The sequence below is a fragment of the Streptomyces sp. H27-H5 genome, from assembly GCF_026627505.1.
Taxonomy (GTDB): Bacteria; Actinomycetota; Actinomycetes; order Streptomycetales; family Streptomycetaceae; genus Streptomyces.
In genome coordinates this window covers 13706-32572 of the sequence record NZ_JAPNLK010000007.1, presented here as the reverse complement: position 1 = coordinate 32572, position 18867 = coordinate 13706, and the positions used below count along the sequence as shown (strand labels likewise).

The window sequence follows — 18867 nt, the reverse complement described above, 5'->3', positions numbered from 1 at the left end:
CGATCACCAGGCGAAACCTCCGAAAGGGAGGTCGCGGGGCAGTGGTTTGCCCCGCCTGACGATGCCAGCTCGCATCGCACCGATAGACGAGGACGACATGACTGCCCCAGCCCTGTCCATGACCGTCCAGCCGCGCGTCTGGATCTGCTGCCTAGCCTGCTACAACTCCGGCCATTTGACCGGCGATTGGTACGACGCCGACACAGGCGACCTCGTCACCCCCGAAGACCTTCACGGCGGTCCCACCGACCACGAGGAGCTGTGGGTGACGGATCACGACGAGTTCCACGGTGCCCTTGAGGGGGAGTGCTCCCCGGCCTACGCAGCCGAGGTCGCCGAGGCCCTCCAGGGCCTCACCCACGACGAGCTCGGGCCGTTCTCGGCCTGGGTCGCCGAGTGGGGCGACGACGTTGACAACACCCACTGGGTCGACCGCTTCCGCGACGAGTACCGCGGCTTCCACAAGTCCGAGGGGCACTACGCCCAGGAGTGGGCCGAGGACACCTCTCAGGACGAGGACAAGGAGCGCATGACTCGCTGGCCCTGGAACTCGATCGACTGGGACCGCGCATCCGAAGAGCTCTTCTCCAGCGGCCTGCACGCCGAGCCCGTGTACGGCGGCGTCTACGTCTTCAGCCCGCGATGAACACCGAACCCTGTGTCGAGTGCCGAGCTGTGCCCGAGCTCCTCGACGAAGACCTCACCTGCACCCCTTGCCGTATCCGTATCCGAATCCGACTGGAGATCACGAAATGACGACCGTAACCGAGCCCGAGATGGTCGAGCTGACCATTCGCTTTGAGGTCATCGAGACCACGACCACCGACGTGGAGGCCCAAGTCGAGGTGCCCGCCGACATCGCCTACGACGACGAGGCCCTCCAGGACTGGCTTGACCAGAACGAGGGCGCCTGGATCGAGAAGCTCGATACGGACGACGCCCACGACATCACCCGCGACGTGACCGACGTATACGGCACGGACCTGTGAAGAAGCTCGTGAAGTTCACCCTGGCACGCACCACCCACGGTGATGTCGAGCTGGAGATAGATGTCCCGGACGAGTTCCTCGACGACGACGGCGAAATTTATGACGACGCCGGCCTGTGCGACTGGATCAACGACAACGAACCGGTGGATGAACTCGACCCCACCTATGAGGAGATCCAGACCTCGGCGGTCCTGAGGCTCGTCAATGGCTGCTGAGACCGCAATCAGCAGAAGCGACCGAGTCAAGTACCTGATCGGCGAGCTGAACGAGGCCGTCGAGACGATGCGCCAAGGGCCCGAGCCGGGCCGCTCCTGGTCCTGGGAGGACGAGCACGTAGCCGGGCTGAACCTTGCCGATGCCGCCGAAGCGCTGATCCTCGCGCTCCCCGCCGACATCTGGCCAGCCTCCTGGTTCAAGGAGGACCCGAAGGCCGCACGGCCACCCCTGAGCGCCTACGAGGAGCAGCTCGTTTCCGAGCTCGTCGACTACCTCGACCGCTGACCCATCACAGACGGCGCCCGTCCCTCCGCTGGAATCACGAGGGGTGGGCGCCTTTCGAACGGATAGCTATGAGCGTCATGTCCTGCCGTGAGTGCGACTTCGGCCCCTACGGGGCCCAGCCCTCCGGCCTCTTCCTCTGCGACCACTGCGGTCACCTCCTCGACCTCGACACGGCCTACTTCGACCCCGCCGAAGTGGTCGCCGTGGACACGGACGGCAGCCTGCTCCACTTCCTTAGCCCGCACGCCTGCCTGACGTGGATGGACGACATCTCGGACCTCCCCACCGGCGACTGGGCCCTCGCAATGGAGGCGCTCGGACAGTTCAAGCGCGCGGCGAAGGAACTCGAAGCCGCCCTCCGCGCCGGCCTGCCCTTTTCCATTCCCGCCTGACCGATGGAGGACTCCATGACCCACCACACCACGTACACGTTCCCCGAGGGGGATCTCCACGTCACAGTCCTCCCGGCCAAGACGGGGGAGGAGAACTGGGGAGGCGAGCGGGTGCGCCCCGTGTACTCCCGCCTGGCCGTCAGCTCCTCGGCTGACGAGGACGAGCCCGGCTTCCTGAAGATCCGGGGCCGGTACTACCGCGTCGGGTCCAGGCGTATTCGATCCCTGGACCAGCAGGTCAGCAGGCTGGGCCGCTGGCGCTGGGACTCTCCCCTGCTGCGCCGCTGGGAGTACACCAACGCCGAGGGCAAGGAGCTCGGCAGCGGTACGGCCGCAGACCGGCGCCTTGACCTGATGGTCGAGGAGGCTGCTGACCGATTCGAGGCGCAGTACCCGTACTGGCGCCGGAACAGCGAGCGCCTGGAGCTCGAAGACAACCTCCGCAGCACCGAGGCGCACCGCGGACAGGTCTGCGACGAGCTGCGCAAGACCGACGCGAAGATCATCGACCTTCAGGCCCGGATAGCCGCCTACGCCGAGGTGGCGTCGTGATCACCCTCGATTCGCCCGTCATCGTCGTGGACGTGGACTGATGTCTTTGACCCGCCTCGACACCGCCGGGGCGCTCGGTGTCCCCGATTACCTGGACTTTTCCGGCAAGACGCCGGAAGAACTCGCGGAGATCGCCGCGCCTTGGCCCGTCCACTGGCTCTTCCCCCCGAAGCCCGGGGACCCCGACCGAGTCGTCAATCTCTTCGCCGGACCGGGAGGCTGGGACGTCGGCGCACGAGACGTCCTGCGACACGAGCTCGACACCGTGGGCGTCGAGATGCACAAGGGCGCTTCAGCAACGGCCAGCGCAGCAGGGTTCCGACGGATCATCACAGACGTCCGCTCCCTCGACCCGAAGCACTTGGCGCTCCGCTGGGTACGCGGGCTGATCGTCTCCGCGCCCTGCCAGTGCTGGTCACCGGCCGGCAAGCGCGCCGGACTCGACCCCCGCAATCAGGATCTGCTGCTCGACGTCTTCACGATGGCGTTCGAGGCCACCTTCGGGCACTGGCACGACAGCGCAGACTGCGAGGCCTGCGAGGTCGAGGACACCTGCCTCATCTGTAACGACCCCGACTGGGACGGCTACGCGGGGTTCACCGGGCCCTTGCTCAGCCTGGACGAGGTCCGGGCCCCGATCGCCGACATGACGGACGAGCGAATCGGGCTCGTCGCCGAGGTGCTGATCTGGGCACTGACCCTCACCTCCCAGTGGGACAACCTCCGCTGGCTGGCCATGGAGCAGAGCTCGGCCCTACCCGAGCTCATCCTCGACGGACTGCGCGAAGAACTGTGGTCGGCGGACTGGTGCAGCGCGGAGTACCGCGTCCTGGACGCCGTCGACTACGGCCTCGCCTCCCGCAGGAAGCGCGTCTTCCTCATGGCGGCCCGCCACTCCTACGTCGACATGGACGCCCTCACACCCAAGGCGCCCATGCCGGCCACCACCGCCGCCCAGGCCCTCGGCTGGCCCGAAGGCATCCGCGTCAACACTCGGGGTGTCCGCAAGACGGCGGGCGGGAACTGCTGGAGCGCGAACAAGCCCGCGACCGGCATCACCAGCAAAATCCGCGGCTGGTACTGGGAGCACGACAAGGACAGGACGTTCAGCCTCGACGAGGCCGCGCTCTTGGTGGGCTTCCGTCCCGGCTACCCGTGGACCGGCTCCCGATCGAGCTGTACGCAGCAGATCGGCGACGTCGTAGCCCCACCAATGAGCGCCGTCGTTATCGGAAGCCTCCTCTCTCGGCACTGGGAGGACCACCTTCGCCGGTACCTCGCCGACATCTACGCCCCAACCTCGGCTGATCCCATCCACGTGCTCGCTGCCTGACCGAACGAAGAGACCATGCGCGCAAACCTCCTGCTCATGCACTACGCCCGCAGCCCCCTCGACTGCCCCGTCTGCGAGGCCGACCGGCTCACCTCCATGGCCGACGCCCGCGCCGGCATCTGCGTCGCCTCCGGCGTCGCGATCGAGGACATCGACCCTGCTTCCGGATATGACCACTCCCGACGCGGATACGACCGGGTCCGGGCCTCCTGGATCGACTTGATCCGCCAGCACGGCGCCAGCGAGTTCTACGAGATACGCGACGTCGTCGAGGTCCGCGCCCTGTGGGCCGAGAAGCGCCCCGAGTTCCTCGACGGAGACGACTGGCTGACCGAAGCCTTCGAGGCCCACCGGCAGTTCATCACCGCCCTCGGCCGTCCGTGCCGCCGTACGTCCTGCGACATCCACTTCCCCGCCCCGACCCTCTGACCCGTACGGAGAACCATGACCGAGACCATCGCCACCACCGATGACGGCCGCTTCCGCGTTCGCCTGGTCCCCGACGAGGACGCCCGAAACCCGCGCGAGGACTTCGACCACCTGGCCCACGTGATCACCATCGACACCCACCTCGGCCAGTACGCCCCCATCGACAAGGACGGCGGCCCTCTTGCCGAAGCGTGGGAGCGCGTGAGCTGGAACCGCTGGAAGGGCATCGAGACCTTCACCCGCTGGGCCCGGATCTTCCACAACACGATCGTGATCGAGTCCCGGCCGGCACGAGGACCCGTGTCCCTCTGGTACCTGATGCGCGAGGACGCCGAAGACCTCGGCATGCTGCCCGAGGCGTACCTCGACGCCGAGCGCGCCGAGTACCAGGCGTGGGCCGAGGGCGATGTGTACGGCTACATCGTCGAAGAAGCGGTCGACTGGCTGCGCGCCGACGACCGGGGCACGACCATGTCCACCTGGGAAGAGATAGACGCCTGCTGGGGCCACTACGGATTCGACTGGGCCGTCACCGCGGCCAAGCAGGCCCTCGCCCTGCACATCGGCCGGCAGCAGGTCTCCGCGTGAAGGCGGGAGTGGACTACGTCTGGTGCGGACCCTGCGGACGCGGCCTCCTGTGCGCCGTCCCGAGCGGGGAGTTCGCCTGCTCCCGCTGCGGATCAGACATCGACGCCGACCTCGACCTGTGGCTGGACCCTGGCCATGTGTGGGCCGTCGACTCGGCCGGCCGCCTATACGGTCGCGTCGCGCAGGAACCCCAGTGAAGCACCTCGTACGGCTTCGCCCCGAGGGCCGTCTCCAATGCACCCGATGCCGGGCGGCCTTCCTGACCCAAGCTGGCATGGACCGCTCCCGAGCCGACTGTCCCGGCGAGCACGTCGCCCATGGGCTCCTCGGCAGGCGCGAGCACATCGTGTACCCGACCTGGTCGCGGGACTCCTCCTGTTCCGGGTGGGGATGCCCAGAGCCCGACCCCTCCCACACGTGGCACGGACCCGATCCGTACTGCGACGAGCCCGGCTGCTCACTCTGCCTCCACCTCTGTGACTGCGACGTGTGCTGTGGCCACGTTCGCGCGCCGGCTCTCTACCGCCTTATCGACAGCAGGGAAGTCTGAAAATGAAGATGAAGATCAAACTGGAGGCTGGGCGGCGGGTTCGCGCTACTGGCCGCGACACCCGAGGTCACGCCGTCACCCGTGAGGGCTACCTCGTCGCTGACCCCCAGGTGAAGACTGCGGCCTGGGACGGTCCGCGACGTCAGGTGTTCCGGCTTCATGTAGATGAGAATCCCGGTGCCGAGCCCAGCCGACAGAACTGGGTCTCCGTTCTGGCAGAGTCAGATGTGCACCTCCTCGACGAACCGCCGCGTCCTGTGAGCTTGATCGGGCTGGCCGGTGCTGCCGGTTCCGGCAAGGACACCGCAGCCAAGGCCCTCGTAGCGATCGGTTGGGAGCGCCGCGCCTTCGCCGACAAGGTCAAGGACTTCCTGTACGCGGTCAACCCGTGGACCGTGGACGACGAGATCAACGGGAGCTTCCCGCTCGCCGACGAGGTGGACCGATACGGCTGGAGCTACGCCAAGTCGGCCCATCCTGAAGTGCGGGCGTACCTCCAACGGTGCGGCACCGAGGGCGGCAGGACCGTTCTCGGCGAGAACGTCTGGGTCGATGCCCTCTTCCGTGACGCGGCGGGATGGGGCCCGACGGTCATCACTGATGTCCGATTCCCCAATGAGGCCGCAGAGATCGTCCGGCGAGGCGGCCTGGTGGTCAACATCGTGCGGCCCGGCCAGAAGCTGATCACGGCCTCGGACCACACCAGCGAGAACGCCCTTGCAGGCTGGCGCTTCGACGAGGTTCTCGTCAACGACCGCTCGGCCTACGCCCTCGGCCACAAGCTCCAGCACCTTGCCGAGACAATGTAAGAGTTGAACTGTGATGGTCATTGTAATAGTGTTCTCTCCAGAAGGAGGGGACGAAGTGACCATTAACCCCATCAGTAACCCCGCCGTCCTGGACGAGCTGCCGGTCGGCACCGAGATCCGCGACGCCGATGGTGACGCGGGCTTCAAAGACCCGTGCGGAGGCTGGCTAGTCATCGGCTACGCCTGGGCTCTGGATTCCGACTGGTTCAGCTTTCCCGTTGAGGTTGTCGACCCCACCCCGGCCACCGCTGAGCTCGTCGCGGATCTCACCGGGCCGGTGACCATGCCGGCCATCAAGGCGGAAGTGCGCGGGATCGTAGCCGACATCCGATCCGGCGCGAGGGCGGGCGCCCTACCGGAAGTTCTTCGCCGCCTGGAGGGGCTGCTCGCACCGGCAGGGCGCCCGTGAGGATCACCCCCCGCAAGGAAGAGGTGGCGGCGGTCGTGGCGCTCTTGGAGAACGACACCTTCGAGAGCGCCACCCACATGGCGAAGGCTGTGATCAAGGAGGTCGGCGAGATCCTCCAGATGCGCGACTGGGTGGCTCTCGTCCACACGTGGAGCGACGGCCACCGCGGCCTGAACTTCGCGCCCTTCGGCAACGAGGCCGAGGCCAAAAGCTTCGCCTCGAAGATGGCCTTCGGCGGCATTGGGCGCCTCGTCCCGCTTCACAGTCCCGGAACCATGCTCGCCAACCACGACGGCAAGAAATGGAAGGGCTACTGCCAGCACGACGAGTGCGGCCACGCCCCCTTCACCCACTCCGCCGCCTCCGCTGCCCGGGGTGCCTGCCAGATACCCACCTGCCCCTGTGACGAGTTCCGTAAGTAGAAACGGGAGAACGAGATGACCATTCGAACCATCGACTTCAGGGCTTGCCCCTGCGGTTCAAAGCGGGCCTACCCCGATCCGCGAGCCGCCGAGCGGGCCCTCGGGAAGGCGCAGGCCAAGCGGCGCGGCATCGCAGAGCGTCGAGGAACAGGCCGCGGGGTCACCTTCGAGAATCGCTACTACGAATGCGAGCACGGCATGTACCACCTGACATCCCTCTCCCGCGCGGACTACTTCGGGGTCGCCGCTTGAAGCCTACGGAGAAGGCGCTGAAGAACGGTTGGGGCTGGGTCCTCGGCGTCAGCGGACAGGAGTACCGCGTGTACTCGCGCCCCGTCCAGCAGCCCCCGGCGGTCGACCCGGCGGAGGCGCTCGGACGGGTCGCGAAGCTGCTCGGTGTGGAGGATCCCGCACAGATACCGGCTGCCATCCAGAAGCTTCGGGGCAACCGGGATCGGATGGTCGCGTGAATGCTAACGCGACACCGCTTATGTCTATCGACGAGGTCGCAACCTACTTGGCAAAGCCAAAGAGCTGGCTGTATAGCAACTGGCGCCGCCAAGAGATTCCCTTCAAAAAGGTCGGCACCGCTCTCCGCTGCCGGCTGGAAGACCTCAACGAATGGCTCGACCGGCAAACGCCCTAAGGCAACCCCGCGTCGAGGAACACTGCAAACCGGGCGTGCCCGGAAATGAAGATGGGAGGGTTATGAGTGGCTAAGAAGGCCAACGGCCTGGGCGGTTCGCCGGTAGAGATACCGCGACGTGGCAGGTCGAATACCTGGGGTGTGAGAACGCCCCTCCATTACGACCCGATTCAGGCAAAGAAGGTGCGGTTCTGGATCGGACGTGAATATGCGACTAAAACCGAGGCCAGTAAGGCTCTCAATAAGTGGCTGACGGCTCACGAGGCGGGGTCCGTCGCTCCGCGCTCGGATATGCAGTTCAGTGCATGGATGGATAAGTGGTTCATCGCGCACCGGGTTGAGGACACTACTCGCGCAGCGTACGAAACCAAGATCCGGCTGCACATAAAGCCGCACCTGGGGGCGAAGAAGCTTAAGGACATCACCGACGACGATCTTGACGCGCTATACCGAATGCTGGAGACGGCCCCGTGCCCATCGAACAGGGGCAAGCCGCTGGGCGCCAAGTCGGTCCGCCACGTGCACAACATCCTGTCGGCGGCGTTCGCGGCTGCGGTCATCAAGAAGTTGATCCCGGTCAACCCGGCGGCCACCGCCAGCCCGCCCACCGTCCGGCAGGTCAAGGCCCAGCAGCGCAAGTACGTGGTGCTCGACGACGCCAGCACGGGTCGGTTCCTTGAGGACATTTGGACACCGTGCGGACAGCGCGGATGCGGGCCTCTGCACTTCTGCACCCGCGATGCACCGCTGTGGACGACGTACACCGCCACGGGTGTCCGTCGCAGTGAGGCTCTTGGGATGAAGTGGAACCTCGTTCACTGGGACGACTGCGCCATCGAGCTGGAGTGGGTCGTCGTCGAGGTCGGCAACAAGAGTGTCTTGAGGCGCCTCACCAAGGACGGAGATGACGCCGCGATCATCTATGTCGACCAGGCGCTCATGAACGTCCTCAAGGTGGCGCGGGAGCGTCAGGAGATGTGGAAGGAGAAGCTCGGCCCCTCCTGGGAGGACAACGGCCTGATCTTCGCGCGGGACGGATACATGCTCTACAAAGGTGGGATCACCCCAGGCCAGGCGCAGGACGCCGGCCAGGTCAGTGCACGGTGGCGCACCACCCGAGAGCGGCTGGGCCTCCCGGACCGGTTTCGCATCCACGACTGGCGGCACAGCAAGGTCACGAACGACTTGGACGCGGGGGAGAACCCGGTGGAGGTCTCTGCGAACGTGAGGCATCACTCGCCCGGCTACACGATGGCCCAGTACGGAAAGCGCCGGGTGGAGGGGGCGCGCAAGCTGGCCTCGGGGACGGCGCAGCGCATCGGTCTGGGGCGGATCGGATGAACTGGCGGACGCGTTGGTCATGCGGTTGGTCATGGCGCCCGGTTGAGCCCCATGAACCCGCAGGTCAGAGCCTAAGAAGTAAGGATGACGACCGAGGCCGCCACCCCCCACAGGAGAGGCCCCGGTCGCCGTCCGACACGGACTCGTGCGACAAGCCCGTATCCCTGTCAGCGCCCCGGATGCGTTTTGTGTCACACCCCGCTCCGCACAGGGTTGGTTGCCGGCTGTACAACTCGTGGACGAGAGGTACGTGAAAGCCGTAACGTGCGGATTTGCGCCACACGTACAGGACAGTGAACGGGTTGGGGACTTTGCTGGGGGACGACGCGGAGCTGACCGCCGCGGTGCTCGCGGCACAGGACGGCGACGAGAACGCGTTCCGTGCTGTGTACCGCGCCGCGCACCCACGCCTGCTCGGATACGTACGCACGCTCGTCGGCGACGGCGACGCGGAAGACGTCACCTCCGAGGCCTGGCTGCAGATCGCCCGCGACCTCGACTCCTTCACCGGCGACGCCGACCGCTTCCGCGGCTGGGCCGCCCGCATCGCCCGCAACCGGGCCCTCGACCACATCCGCATGCGCGGACGGCGGCCCGCCATCGGGGGCGACGAGAGCGAACTGACCGGACGCGCCGCGGACTGCGACACGGCGGGCGCCGCCATGGAGTCGCTCTCCACCGGCCTCACCATGGCGCTCATAGCCCAGCTCCCGCAGGACCAGGCCGAGGCCGTCGTCCTGCGGGTGGTCGTGGGCCTGGACGCCAAGAGCGCCGCCGAGACCCTCGGCAAGCGCCCGGGCGCGGTGCGCACCGCCGCGCACCGGGGCCTGAAGAAGCTCGCCGAACTGCTGGGCGCCGAGGCCGGCGCCGATCCCGGCGCCCTCGTGCTGTCCGATCCGGAAGCGGGCACGGGCCTGCGGGTCGGTCATAATGCCGAGGGCCAGGCCAGGGGCGGTGGGGGCGTACGAGATCTCGACGCCGTACCGGCGCAGCGCGGCCGCGGCGGGGGCCTCGTAGAACAAACCGGTGTGACGCATTCACGTTGGCGGACGCAGAAGGACATGTGATGGCCGACGAGCGCGACAGGTGGCTGGACAGAGCCGCGGCGGACCGACTGCTGCGCGGGGAACCACCGCTGGGCCCCGAGGCCGACCCGCGCGACCGGGCCGCCGCGGCCCGACTGCGCACGGCGCTCGACGCGCTGACCCCACCGCTCGCCCCCGGGCTGGAGCTGCCCGGCGAGGCCGCGGCCCTGGCCGCGTTCCGCGCGGCCCACGGCGTCGCCCGGCCCGGGACGAGCCCGACGGCCCGCGCCGACGCCGATCCGACCGGCGCACGCGACGTCCTGGTGGACCTGGTCCCCGCACCGCCCGTACGCGTCCGCGTACCCGCGCCGCGGCGACGCGGCGCGCCCGTGCGGCTGGGGTTGGCGGCCGCCCTGGCCAGCGTCGCCGTCGGCGGGCTGGCGGCCACCGTGGGCACCGGGCTGCTGGACCGGCCCTCGCACGAGGCGGCGGGCCCGTTGCCGAGCGTCTCGGTCGGCGCGGACTCGGACCCCACGGCGTCCGGCGACCTCGTGGGTCCGACGCACACCGCCCCGCAGCCGCGTCCCACCACCCCGATGCGGGACGGCGGCGGGGCCGGCACCGGCGCCCCGGGCGTCTCGGCGACCCCGGACGGCGGGTCCCGCATGACCCCCGAGACCGTGGGGGGACCGACCGCGGGCCCCATCGCCACGAGCTCCGGCCCCGTCGGCACGGACGACGCCGCGGACGAGCGGCCCGACGAGAAGGGCTTCGGCACCTCCACTCCCGCCGGCGGCGGCAAGGACCGCGAGCGCGAGGGCAGGGTGCGGGCGGCCAGGGACCTGTGCGAGGAGTACCGCATGGGGCACATCGTCGGCGAGCGGCGCGACCACCTGATCCGTCTCGCCAAGAACCGGGCCAACATCGCGCGCTTCTGCGAGGCCCTGCTGGACGGCCCCGACGGCACCAAGAGCGGTCCCGGAAGCAACGACGGGGCCACCGTTCCGCAGTCGCCCACCCTGAACCCGGGCGGCGCGCTCGGCTTCCGCACGAAGAGCTGAACCACCGCTGTAACACTTTTCGAATCGCCGGCGCAGTACATATCGAGCCGACTGGTCATCGGCCGCGCATGAGCCGGGGTTCCCCCCGTACCTCTGGGCTCTGCGCAACCGGCGCGGGCGGGGCACGTTCCCCCGGCCCTGCCCGCGCCCTTTACTTCAAGACCCCGCCGCGCTCGCGGATCACCAGTAGACGACGACCTTGTCGCCCACCTTCACCTGGTCGAACAGCGCCGCCAGCTTCCCCTTGTCGCGGACGTTCACGCAGCCGTGCGAGGCGCCCGAGTACCCGCGGGCCGCGAAGTCCGACGAGTAGTGCACCGCCTGGCCCTGACTGAAGAACATCGAGTACGGCATCGGCGTGTGGTAGATCGTCGACGTCCAGTCCTTGGCCTTCCACTCGACCTTGAACTCGCCCTCGCGGGTCGGGGTGTTCTCCGACCCGAAGCGCACGTCGAACGACGAGACGATCTTGCCGTCGATCATCCAGGCGAGGGTCCGGCTCTCCTTGCTGATGCACATCACCCGGCCCTGCATGCACCGCGGGTCCGGCGTGTCGACCTCGATGGTGGTCGGCGGACGCAGCTCGGCGGCGGTCGGCTTGCGGCTGGCCCCCTGGACGCTCTTCCAGGTCGCGTCGTCCACCGAACCGGTCGCCGGCAGGCCGTGGCCCGACTGGAAGGTCTTCACCGCGGCGGTCGTCTTCGAACCGTAGAAGCCGGTGGGCGCCACCGACATCAGCTTGAGCTGCTTGAGTCGTGCCTGGAGTTCGCGGATCTGCTCGCTCTCGTCCCCGTTGGCCATGATCGGCCGGACGGCGGGCGACTGCGAGGCGGAGGCCGACGGGGAAGCCGACGCCGAGGACGAGGGCGACGCCGACGGCGAGGGGCTGCCGGGCTTGTCGTCCGAGCCGGAGGACGAGGCGGAAGGGGACGGCGCCGCCGTGGACGCCGACGGAGCCGAGGAGGCGGAACCCGGGGTTTCCGACTTCTGCGGTCCACAGGCGGTCGCGGCGAGCGCGACGGCGGTGGCCAACCCGAGCGTGCGGATCAAGACTCTCTGACGTGGCATTGCGGTCCCCCGATTTCAGCGTTGTGTAACTAGGTGATGCCTCACGGCCATGGAGAGTTGCGGGCGCCCGCGGGATGTTGCGGCATTGTGACCAGCGGCCATCGCGGCGCCGGCGCCCCGGGCATCGGCTGGGGGAGGTTGTATCAGTCCGGGGCCGGTCGCTTCCACGAAGGACCGCGTCGCGTGGCGCCTACCGACCCCGCCGGATGTCGACATCGACGGCGATCCGCGCCGCGGCCGCCCGAGCCGTCCCGCCGCGGCTCGCGGGCTCCCCGGGGGAGGGAACACGTGATCGAGGGGCGGGCTCCGAGGGGCGCCGTCCGGAACGCCGTTCCCAGGGAGTACACGGCGCCCGTGGCGCGTGGGACGGGGGCGGCGAAATGACTGTCGGACGTTCGGACCGGCATGGGACACTCGCGGAATGCTGGGTGTCACCGATCTGCCGACGTATCTCGCGGGCCTTGTCCTGATCGTCCTCCTCCCCGGACCGAACTCGCTGTACGTGCTGTCCGTCGCGGCGCGCAAGGGAGTGCGGGAGGGGTACAAGGCCGCCTCCGGCGTGTTCACCGGGGACACCGTCCTGATGGTCCTCACCGCCGCCGGCGCGGGCGCGCTCCTCCAGGCCAGCCCGGTGGTGTTCACGGTGGTGAAACTGCTCGGGGCCGGCTACCTGGCGTGGCTCGCCGTGGGCATGATGCGGGCCGCGTGGGGGATGTGGCGCGACCGGGCGCTGCGCCAGGAGGAGGCGCTGGCCGAACCCGCCGCGGCGGACGAGCGGCCCTACCGGCGGGCGCTGGTGGTCAGCCTGTTCAACCCCAAGGCCATCCTGTTCCTGCTGTCGTTCTTCGTGCAGTTCGTGGACCCGGGCTACGCCTACCCCGCCCTGTCCTTCCTGCTCCTCGGCACGCTGTCGCAGCTCGCCAGCTTCCTGTACCTGTCCACCTTGATCTTCACCGGCACCCGACTGTCGGCGGCCTTCCGCCGCCGCAAGCGGCTCTCCGCGGGCGCGACCTCCGCCGCGGGCGTCCTCTTCCTCGGCTTCGCCGCCAAACTCGCCACGGGCTGAGCGACCGCGGCGCGGAGCCGGATCGGTTGACGCGCCGGGCGTCAGCGCAGGCGGCGCAGCACCGGGAACCGGCGCAGCAGCCGACGGCCCGCCCGGCGCACGAGCGGGTTGCGCGGAAGGAACGACAGCCGCGCCGGAACCCCGCCCGGCAACGCCAGCGCCGTCAGCCGCCGGCGCCTGAAGTACCGCGCGGTGTCCGCCGTCGGGTGCGCGGCCAGGTAGCGCTCCGCGTCCGCCCGCCGCTCCGCCAGCACGCGCGGCTGCATCGCGAAGCCCACCGCCGCCACCAGGGCGGGCAGGTCATCGACCCGGGGCGGCGTGTCCGCCGCCGCGAGGTCCGGCAGCAGGGCGTCCACCAGGACCAACGGGATCCGGTTGCTGTTCTCGTACGGGGTCAACCGCTCCAACATGGCTGCCGTCCCGGTCCGGGCGACCGGAATCCCGTACAGCGTCGACGCCGTCAACAGGCCCGTCGAGAAGCAGCCCACCACCAGCGCCGGCCGCAGCCGCTCGTACAGGGTCTCCGCCAACACCGGCTCCGTGATCACCGTCAGCCGCGCCCCCAACCGCCGCGCCTCCTCCTCGGCCCGCCGCGAGTACGCCGCCGGCGCGCTCGGGTGCGGCTTGAAGACCAGCTCCCGATGGCCCCGGGCGTACGCGCCCCGCACCATCTCCACGTGCAGGTCCTCCTCCTCCGCCGCGGACATCAGCTCCAACGCCGCGAGGTACTGGCCCAACAGGACCGCCGGGGAGCCGCCCACGTCCGCCGGCGGCTCCCCGTACGAGGTCAGCTCCGCCAGCACCTTCAGGAAGTCCGCCGCGGGCACCGACTCCGCCGGCACGCCGAACTCCGTCAGCAGCAACGGCTCCAACCCCGGAACCAGGTCCAGGTGCAGGACCCGCCGCACCCGCATCCCGATCCGCGGGTCGAGCCGGACGCGGGTCGGTCCGTAACTCATCAGCCCGTCGGCGTACACGTCGACGGCCGCGCCCGGGAACACCTGGCACAAGCCCTGCGCCGGCGGCACCTGGAGGGACTCCACGACCAGTTCGACCCGGTCCTCCCCGAGCCCCCACGAGGCCCTCAACTGCCGCTCCCACAACGGAACGTCCTCGGCGCGCGGGGTCCAGGTGCCCGGGTGCTGCGGTGTGATGAAGGCGTTCCAATCGCGCACCTCGTCGAAGCGTCGGCGCAGCGCGTCGAACCCCGGCATCGCGGTGAGCCCGGGGGTGACCTCGGGGGTGACGGAGTGGTTGCTCGTCAGCAGGATCCGCCGGCCGGCGGGCGGGAAGACACCCGCGTCGACGCCGGCCGCGAGCGTCGCCGCACCGTACGAGGTGGACGCGAGGAAGATCTGGGTGACGTTCACGCGGCGGCTCCCGCCGGGCCGCGGCGGCGCAGCCGGCGCAGCAGCGTGGAGCGCTCGGTGTCCATCGAGTCCAGGGCCTGCTCCAACACCGCGCGGGGCATCCGCGCGAGGGCTGCCGCGCTCACCGCGCGGAGTTTTCTGGCCACGGCCGGTTCGAACCTTTCGATGGATCCGATGTGGTGCGCGATGATGGCGCAATATGTGCGAACGGCTTTAGGGAGCAGCAGATCGGATTCCCGGTCGGCCGCCGCCTCCGAAAGAACTTGATCAAATGCGCGAATGAAATCGAGCTGACGCTCGTCGCCGATCTGGGTCAGCGAGGTGGAAATGCCCCGCCGGTAGAAAACCCCCGGCAATCCGACCGGCGCGAAGGACCTCGCCTCCCGGTGCAGCCGCCAGATCCACGGCCGGTCCTCCGCCGTCCGCAACCCGTCCGTGAAGTGCAGCAGACCCCGGTCCAACAGCCGCCGGTGGTACATCCCCGCCCAGGCGAACGGATAGTCCACCGCCGTGGCCCGCCCGGCCGGCAGGATCCCGGCACGCGGATCGGCCACGACCCCCTCGGGCCCGTACGGGACGCGCTGCACACTGCGCGCCCGCCCCGTGACCTGGACATGGTCCGTACGGACGAAATCGCAGTTCAGGGCCTCGATGGCGGCCACCGTGCGGGCCAGGTGACCGGGCGCCAGCCAATCGTCCCCGTCGAGGAAGGCGAGGTACTCGCCGCGCGCCGCGTCCAACCCGGTGTTGCGGGCGGTGGCCAGGCCGCCGTTCTCGTCCCGTCCGAGGAACACCGCGCCGGGCAACTCGGCGGCGGCCCGCTCCAACAGTTCGGGCGTCCCGTCCGTCGACCGGTCGTCGACCAGCAGGAACTCGAAGTCCTCCCGAGCATTGAGGGCGAGGCTTTTCAGGGCATCCGGGGCGTATGTCTGCACGTTGAAGAACGGCACGACGACAGAGAGCTTGACCACCAGCGAGACATTAGGGCGCCGTCCGTCATTCACCGTGACCCGGGCGCGTATTCCGTGTGAACGACGCGGGGCGGGCGCGTTAACCCGTCCGCTTTCGCGTTTCGTCGACGGGTTGTTAACCAGCTGTTGTGCGCTCGTTGGGCCGATCACCGGAAATGCGGAATAACTTCGGCCGGGTGCCAGCCAGTAGCAGTCGTGGCGATCGACGCATCGCCGTACTCGCAGATTCCGACACGCGGTGGAAATGGGGTGCCCTCACCGCGCGCCGCCTCGCACCCGACCGCCTCCCCACCGGATACCTGTTGCGCGGCCGGGCCACCCCCACCGCGCGCCAACTCGGCGAGGTGGGCGTGGAGGCGGGCACGGGAACGGACGCCGGGCCGACCGAGGTGACCTGCGCCGAGTTCCTCGCGGAGATCGCCCCCGGACGCGACCGCCACGACGTGGTCGTCCTCGCCCTCGTCGGCGGCGCCGTCCAGGCCGTCCTGCACGGGGCCCGCGCCCTGTGGCCCGACCCGGCCGCGCGCCCCGTGTTCGTCACCGGCTACGTCGGAGTCGTCTACGAGAAGCTCGCCGACGGTCTGCTGCTGCGGCACGGCGCCGACCTCGTCCTCGCCAACTCCCGTCACGACGCGGGCCGTTTCCGCGCCGTGTACGAGGGCGTGGGCGCCGATCCGGACGCGGTCACCGAGACCGCGCTGCCCTTCCTGGGAGGCGCCCCCCACGTGCCCGACGCGGGCCGCGCCCGGACGGTCGTCTTCGCCGTCCAACCCTCCGTGCCGGAGAGCCGCGCGGACCGCGCGTACCTCCTCGCACGGGCCGCCGGACACGCCCGGCGCCACCCCGACCGGCAGGTGTCGGTCAAACTCCGCAGCCGGCCCGGGGAGCACACCACGCACCTGGAGGAGCACCCCTACCAGCGGCTCGCCGACCGCCTGCCGGGCGGCCTGCCCGCCAACTGCCGCCTGGTGTACGGAAACATGGGCGACGTACTGGACGACGCCGACCTGCTGGTCACGGTGTCCTCCACCGCGGCCCTGGAATCCCTGCACCGGGGCATCCCGACCGCCGTCCTGACCGACCTCGGCATCCGCGAGGCGCTCGGCAACCACCACTTCCTGGGCTCCGGCTGTCTGGCCTCCTGGGACCAACTGGACGAGGGGCTGCTGCCGAGGGCGAACCCGGCCTGGCTGGCCGACCAGGGCGTCGCCCCGATCGCCGGCCCGGGCGCCCCCGCACGGGACGCCTCCACGGCCGCGCCCGGAGCCGCCGACCCGTTCCGCGCCGCCCGCGCACGACTCGCCGACCTCCTGGGACGGGACCGACTCCCGCCCGTCGCCCCGTACTACACCCCGGTCACCGCCCCCGGATACCTCCCCGGCATCCTCGCCCGCCACCACCTCGCCCCCGACGGGACCCCGCTGCCAGGCGCCGTCCGACGGGACGCGGGGCTGTCCCCGGCCCGCCGCTGGCTCCGCGGGCACCTGCGCGAGGCCGCGCGGGGCGCCTACCGGCACGGCGTACAACGGGTGGCCCCCGTGATCCGACGCCTGGGAGAGCTGTGAGCGCCCGCCGGGCGCCCCGGCCCCGCGCCGCAGACCCCGGGGCCCGGGTGCTCGCGGTGATCCCCGCCCGCGGCGGCTCCAAGGGCGTCCCCGGCAAGAACCTCGCCCAGGTCGGCGGGACCCCCCTCGTGGCGCGGGCCGTACGCGCCTGCCTGGCCGCGCCGACCGTCACCGACGTGGTCGTCTCCACCGACTCGGAGGCCATCGCACGGGCGGCCCGGTCCGCCGGGGCCCACGCCGTGCGCCGCCCCGCCGCGCTCTCCGGGGACACCGCGAGCAGCGAGGCCGCCCTGTTGCACGCGCTGGACTCGTTCGAGGAACTCCACTCCGTCACCGTCGACGTGGTCCTCCTGGTCCAGTGCACGAGCCCCTTCCTCACCCCCTCCGACGTCGAGTCCGTGGCCGCCGCCGTCGCCTCGGGCGCCGCCGACTCCGCCCTGACCGTGGCCCCCTTCCACGGCTTCCTCTGGCGGGCCGACGCCGACGGCACCGGCCTCGGGGTCAACCACGAGACGACCCACCGGCCCCGCCGCCAGGACCGCCCCCAGGACCTCCTGGAGACCGGCGCCGCCTACGCGATGGCCGCCGCCGGGTTCCGTGCCGCCCGGCACCGCTTCTTCGGCCGCACCCTGCCCGTCGCCACCGACCCGGCGCGGGTGCTGGAGATCGACGACCCGCACGACCTGGCCCGGGCCCGTCTCGTCGCCCCGCTGTTCGAACCCGGAGCCGATGCCCGCCCCGGAGCCGAACCCGAACCCCACCCCGAACCACAGCCCCTCGTACGCCCCGACCCGAGCCCCGTACCCGTACGCACCGTTCGAAGGACGTCACCTGACATGAGCGCCACCGCCAACTCCCGCCTCCGCAGCTTCGGTTCGCGCACCGCCGGCCCCGGTCACCCCGTCTACGTCGTCGGCGAGATCGGCATCAACCACAACGGCGACCTCGGCAACGCCTTCGCGCTCATCGACGCCGCCGCCGAAGCCGGCTGCGACGCCGTCAAGTTCCAGAAGCGCACCCCGGAGATCTGCACCCCGCGCGACCAGTGGGACATCGAACGCGACACCCCCTGGGGTCGGATGACCTACATCGACTACCGCCACCGCGTCGAGTTCGACGAGGCCGACTACCTGGCCATAGACGAGCACTGCGCCCAGCGCGGCATCGACTGGTTCGCCTCACCGTGGGACACCGAGGCCGTCGCCTTCCTGGAGAAGTTCGACGTCCCCGCCCACAAGGTGGCCTCCGCCTCCCTCACCGACGACGAACTGCTGCGCGCGCTGCGCGCCACCGGACGCACCGTCGTCCTGTCCACCGGCATGTCCACCCCCAAGCAGATCCGGCACGCCGTCGAGGTGCTCGGCAGCGACAACATCCTTCTCTGCCACGCCACTTCGACCTACCCGGCCAAGGCCGAGGAGCTCAACCTGAAGGTGATCAACACCCTTCGGGAGGAGTACCCCAACGTGCCCATCGGCTACTCCGGCCACGAGACCGGCCTCCAGACCACCTTGGCCGCCGTCGCCCTCGGCGCCACCTTCGTCGAGCGCCACATCACCCTCGACCGGGCGATGTGGGGCTCCGACCAGGCCGCCTCCGTCGAGCCGGGCGGCCTGACCCGCCTGGTCCGCGACATCCGCACCATCGAGACCGCCCTCGGCGACGGCGTCAAGCGCGTCTACGAGTCCGAGCTGGCCCCCATGAAGAAGCTCCGCCGCTTCCAGGGCGACCTCACGGCGGTCTGACCGCTCCGCTCCGCCCCCGGCGCGGCCCGCGGTCC

At 69.9% G+C, this 18867-nt stretch carries 25 protein-coding genes, 1 other RNA gene and 1 pseudogene; 24 read left to right on the top strand and 3 right to left on the bottom strand.

Going from position 1 to position 18867, the window contains the following annotated elements; genetic code table 11:
* Positions 1–8: 8 nt before the first annotated feature.
* From OTB19_RS04735 to OTB19_RS04645, 19 genes are all read left to right on the top strand, one after another.
* An RNA gene (locus tag OTB19_RS04735) (hammerhead ribozyme type II) lies at positions 9–74 on the top strand.
* A 23-nt stretch (positions 75–97) separates the two neighbouring features.
* Positions 98–646: an antirestriction protein ArdA gene (locus OTB19_RS04730; protein WP_267796677.1), complete on the top strand. Its 549-nt coding sequence runs from the start codon at positions 98–100 to the stop codon at positions 644–646.
* Positions 647–752: 106 nt separating this feature from the next.
* Complete coding sequence (locus tag OTB19_RS04725; protein ID WP_267796675.1) at positions 753–989, top strand: hypothetical protein; 237 nt, start codon at positions 753–755, stop codon at positions 987–989.
* Positions 986–1204 (top strand): hypothetical protein, encoded by a 219-nt coding sequence (locus OTB19_RS04720; RefSeq protein ID WP_267796674.1) that lies wholly within the window; start codon positions 986–988, stop codon positions 1202–1204. Before OTB19_RS04725 ends, OTB19_RS04720 begins: the two co-directional genes overlap by 4 nt.
* On the top strand, positions 1194–1490 hold the full coding sequence (locus OTB19_RS04715; protein WP_267796673.1) for a hypothetical protein: 297 nt from the start codon (positions 1194–1196) through the stop codon (positions 1488–1490). Before OTB19_RS04720 ends, OTB19_RS04715 begins: the two co-directional genes overlap by 11 nt.
* A 68-nt stretch (positions 1491–1558) precedes the next feature.
* Positions 1559–1882, top strand: coding sequence for a hypothetical protein (locus tag OTB19_RS04710; RefSeq protein ID WP_267796672.1), 324 nt, complete (start codon positions 1559–1561; stop codon positions 1880–1882).
* A gap of 15 nt (positions 1883–1897) precedes the next feature.
* Positions 1898–2434, top strand: coding sequence for a hypothetical protein (locus tag OTB19_RS04705; RefSeq protein ID WP_267796671.1), 537 nt, complete (start codon positions 1898–1900; stop codon positions 2432–2434).
* A gap of 40 nt (positions 2435–2474) precedes the next feature.
* Complete coding sequence (locus tag OTB19_RS04700) at positions 2475–3767, top strand: DNA cytosine methyltransferase (RefSeq protein ID WP_267796670.1); 1293 nt, start codon at positions 2475–2477, stop codon at positions 3765–3767.
* A gap of 15 nt (positions 3768–3782) precedes the next feature.
* On the top strand, positions 3783–4196 hold the full coding sequence (locus OTB19_RS04695; protein WP_267796669.1) for a hypothetical protein: 414 nt from the start codon (positions 3783–3785) through the stop codon (positions 4194–4196).
* A 15-nt stretch (positions 4197–4211) separates the two neighbouring features.
* Positions 4212–4784: a hypothetical protein gene (locus tag OTB19_RS04690; RefSeq protein WP_267796668.1), complete on the top strand. Its 573-nt coding sequence runs from the start codon at positions 4212–4214 to the stop codon at positions 4782–4784.
* Positions 4785–5336: 552 nt separating this feature from the next.
* Entirely contained in the window at positions 5337–6143 is an 807-nt protein-coding gene (locus OTB19_RS04685; RefSeq protein WP_267796667.1) for a hypothetical protein, read from the top strand.
* Positions 6144–6198: 55 nt separating this feature from the next.
* Positions 6199–6552, top strand: coding sequence for a hypothetical protein (locus OTB19_RS04680; RefSeq protein ID WP_267796666.1), 354 nt, complete (start codon positions 6199–6201; stop codon positions 6550–6552).
* Positions 6549–6974, top strand: a complete 426-nt coding sequence (locus OTB19_RS04675; RefSeq protein ID WP_267796665.1) for a hypothetical protein — start codon at positions 6549–6551, stop codon at positions 6972–6974. Before OTB19_RS04680 ends, OTB19_RS04675 begins: the two co-directional genes overlap by 4 nt.
* A gap of 15 nt (positions 6975–6989) precedes the next feature.
* Positions 6990–7226 (top strand): hypothetical protein, encoded by a 237-nt coding sequence (locus tag OTB19_RS04670; protein WP_267796664.1) that lies wholly within the window; start codon positions 6990–6992, stop codon positions 7224–7226.
* Positions 7223–7444 carry a hypothetical protein gene (locus OTB19_RS04665; protein ID WP_267796663.1) on the top strand — a complete coding sequence of 74 codons (222 nt, stop codon included), beginning with the start codon at positions 7223–7225 and terminating at the stop codon, positions 7442–7444. The genes OTB19_RS04670 and OTB19_RS04665 overlap by 4 nt, the downstream gene beginning before the upstream one ends.
* Positions 7445–7464: 20 nt before the next feature.
* Positions 7465–7620, top strand: a complete 156-nt coding sequence (locus OTB19_RS04660) for a helix-turn-helix domain-containing protein (RefSeq protein ID WP_267796662.1) — start codon at positions 7465–7467, stop codon at positions 7618–7620.
* A 66-nt stretch (positions 7621–7686) separates the two neighbouring features.
* Positions 7687–8961, top strand: a complete 1275-nt coding sequence (locus OTB19_RS04655; protein ID WP_267796661.1) for a tyrosine-type recombinase/integrase — start codon at positions 7687–7689, stop codon at positions 8959–8961.
* Between the two features lie 311 nt (positions 8962–9272).
* Positions 9273–10028 carry an RNA polymerase sigma factor gene (locus tag OTB19_RS04650; protein WP_267796823.1) on the top strand — a complete coding sequence of 252 codons (756 nt, stop codon included), beginning with the start codon at positions 9273–9275 and terminating at the stop codon, positions 10026–10028.
* The gene (locus OTB19_RS04645; protein ID WP_267796660.1) at positions 10028–11047 is read left to right on the top strand and encodes a hypothetical protein; all 1020 of its coding nucleotides are present in this window, start codon (positions 10028–10030) and stop codon (positions 11045–11047) included. The genes OTB19_RS04650 and OTB19_RS04645 overlap by 1 nt, the downstream gene beginning before the upstream one ends.
* Positions 11048–11227: 180 nt before the next feature.
* Here OTB19_RS04645 and OTB19_RS04640 read toward each other — a convergent pair whose 3' ends face one another.
* A complete protein-coding gene (locus tag OTB19_RS04640) occupies positions 11228–11848 on the bottom strand; it encodes a L,D-transpeptidase family protein (protein WP_324289583.1) in 621 nt (206 codons plus the stop codon).
* On the opposite strand from OTB19_RS04640, the gene OTB19_RS43550 reads away from it, so the two are divergent.
* Positions 11847–12107, top strand: coding sequence for a hypothetical protein (locus OTB19_RS43550; RefSeq protein ID WP_420716795.1), 261 nt, complete (start codon positions 11847–11849; stop codon positions 12105–12107). The two genes, OTB19_RS04640 and OTB19_RS43550, sit on opposite strands and share 2 nt — an antisense overlap.
* 429 nt (positions 12108–12536) lie before the next feature.
* Positions 12537–13181, top strand: a complete 645-nt coding sequence (gene leuE, locus OTB19_RS04635) for a leucine efflux protein LeuE (RefSeq protein WP_267796658.1) — start codon at positions 12537–12539, stop codon at positions 13179–13181.
* A gap of 41 nt (positions 13182–13222) precedes the next feature.
* Here the strand turns inward: leuE and OTB19_RS04630 are convergent, their stop codons facing one another.
* Both OTB19_RS04630 and OTB19_RS04625 read right to left on the bottom strand, forming a co-directional pair.
* Complete coding sequence (locus OTB19_RS04630) at positions 13223–14551, bottom strand: polysialyltransferase family glycosyltransferase (RefSeq protein ID WP_267796657.1); 1329 nt, start codon at positions 14549–14551, stop codon at positions 13223–13225.
* Positions 14548–15522, bottom strand: coding sequence for a glycosyltransferase family 2 protein (locus OTB19_RS04625; RefSeq protein ID WP_267796656.1), 975 nt, complete (start codon positions 15520–15522; stop codon positions 14548–14550). Before OTB19_RS04625 ends, OTB19_RS04630 begins: the two co-directional genes overlap by 4 nt.
* 176 nt (positions 15523–15698) lie before the next feature.
* On the opposite strand from OTB19_RS04625, the gene OTB19_RS04620 reads away from it, so the two are divergent.
* From OTB19_RS04620 to OTB19_RS04610, 3 genes and pseudogenes are all read left to right on the top strand, one after another.
* Positions 15699–17087: a DUF6716 putative glycosyltransferase gene (locus tag OTB19_RS04620; protein ID WP_267796655.1), complete on the top strand. Its 1389-nt coding sequence runs from the start codon at positions 15699–15701 to the stop codon at positions 17085–17087.
* A pseudogene (locus tag OTB19_RS04615) lies at positions 17084–17521 on the top strand (cytidylyltransferase domain-containing protein); the annotation flags it as partial. The gene OTB19_RS04620 and the pseudogene OTB19_RS04615, both read left to right, overlap by 4 nt.
* Before the next feature lie 402 nt (positions 17522–17923).
* A complete protein-coding gene (locus OTB19_RS04610) occupies positions 17924–18832 on the top strand; it encodes an N-acetylneuraminate synthase family protein (RefSeq protein WP_267796822.1) in 909 nt (302 codons plus the stop codon).
* Positions 18833–18867: the final 35 nt, after the last annotated feature.

Coding starts and splice junctions, on each gene's coding strand:
- OTB19_RS04660 (WP_267796662.1), top strand. CDS start 7,465: ATGTCTATCGACGAGGTCGCAACCTACTTGGCAAAGCCAAAGAGCTGG.
- leuE (WP_267796658.1), top strand. CDS start 12,537: ATGCTGGGTGTCACCGATCTGCCGACGTATCTCGCGGGCCTTGTCCTG.
- OTB19_RS04705 (WP_267796671.1), top strand. CDS start 1,898: ATGACCCACCACACCACGTACACGTTCCCCGAGGGGGATCTCCACGTC.
- OTB19_RS04685 (WP_267796667.1), top strand. CDS start 5,337: ATGAAGATGAAGATCAAACTGGAGGCTGGGCGGCGGGTTCGCGCTACT.
- OTB19_RS04710 (WP_267796672.1), top strand. CDS start 1,559: ATGAGCGTCATGTCCTGCCGTGAGTGCGACTTCGGCCCCTACGGGGCC.
- OTB19_RS04730 (WP_267796677.1), top strand. CDS start 98: ATGACTGCCCCAGCCCTGTCCATGACCGTCCAGCCGCGCGTCTGGATC.
- OTB19_RS04610 (WP_267796822.1), top strand. CDS start 17,924: ATGAGCGCCACCGCCAACTCCCGCCTCCGCAGCTTCGGTTCGCGCACC.
- OTB19_RS04715 (WP_267796673.1), top strand. CDS start 1,194: ATGGCTGCTGAGACCGCAATCAGCAGAAGCGACCGAGTCAAGTACCTG.
- OTB19_RS04690 (WP_267796668.1), top strand. CDS start 4,212: ATGACCGAGACCATCGCCACCACCGATGACGGCCGCTTCCGCGTTCGC.
- OTB19_RS04640 (WP_324289583.1), bottom strand. CDS start 11,848: ATGGCCAACGGGGACGAGAGCGAGCAGATCCGCGAACTCCAGGCACGA.
- OTB19_RS43550 (WP_420716795.1), top strand. CDS start 11,847: ATGATCGGCCGGACGGCGGGCGACTGCGAGGCGGAGGCCGACGGGGAA.
- OTB19_RS04695 (WP_267796669.1), top strand. CDS start 3,783: ATGCGCGCAAACCTCCTGCTCATGCACTACGCCCGCAGCCCCCTCGAC.
- OTB19_RS04725 (WP_267796675.1), top strand. CDS start 753: ATGACGACCGTAACCGAGCCCGAGATGGTCGAGCTGACCATTCGCTTT.
- OTB19_RS04700 (WP_267796670.1), top strand. CDS start 2,475: ATGTCTTTGACCCGCCTCGACACCGCCGGGGCGCTCGGTGTCCCCGAT.
- OTB19_RS04670 (WP_267796664.1), top strand. CDS start 6,990: ATGACCATTCGAACCATCGACTTCAGGGCTTGCCCCTGCGGTTCAAAG.
- OTB19_RS04645 (WP_267796660.1), top strand. CDS start 10,028: ATGGCCGACGAGCGCGACAGGTGGCTGGACAGAGCCGCGGCGGACCGA.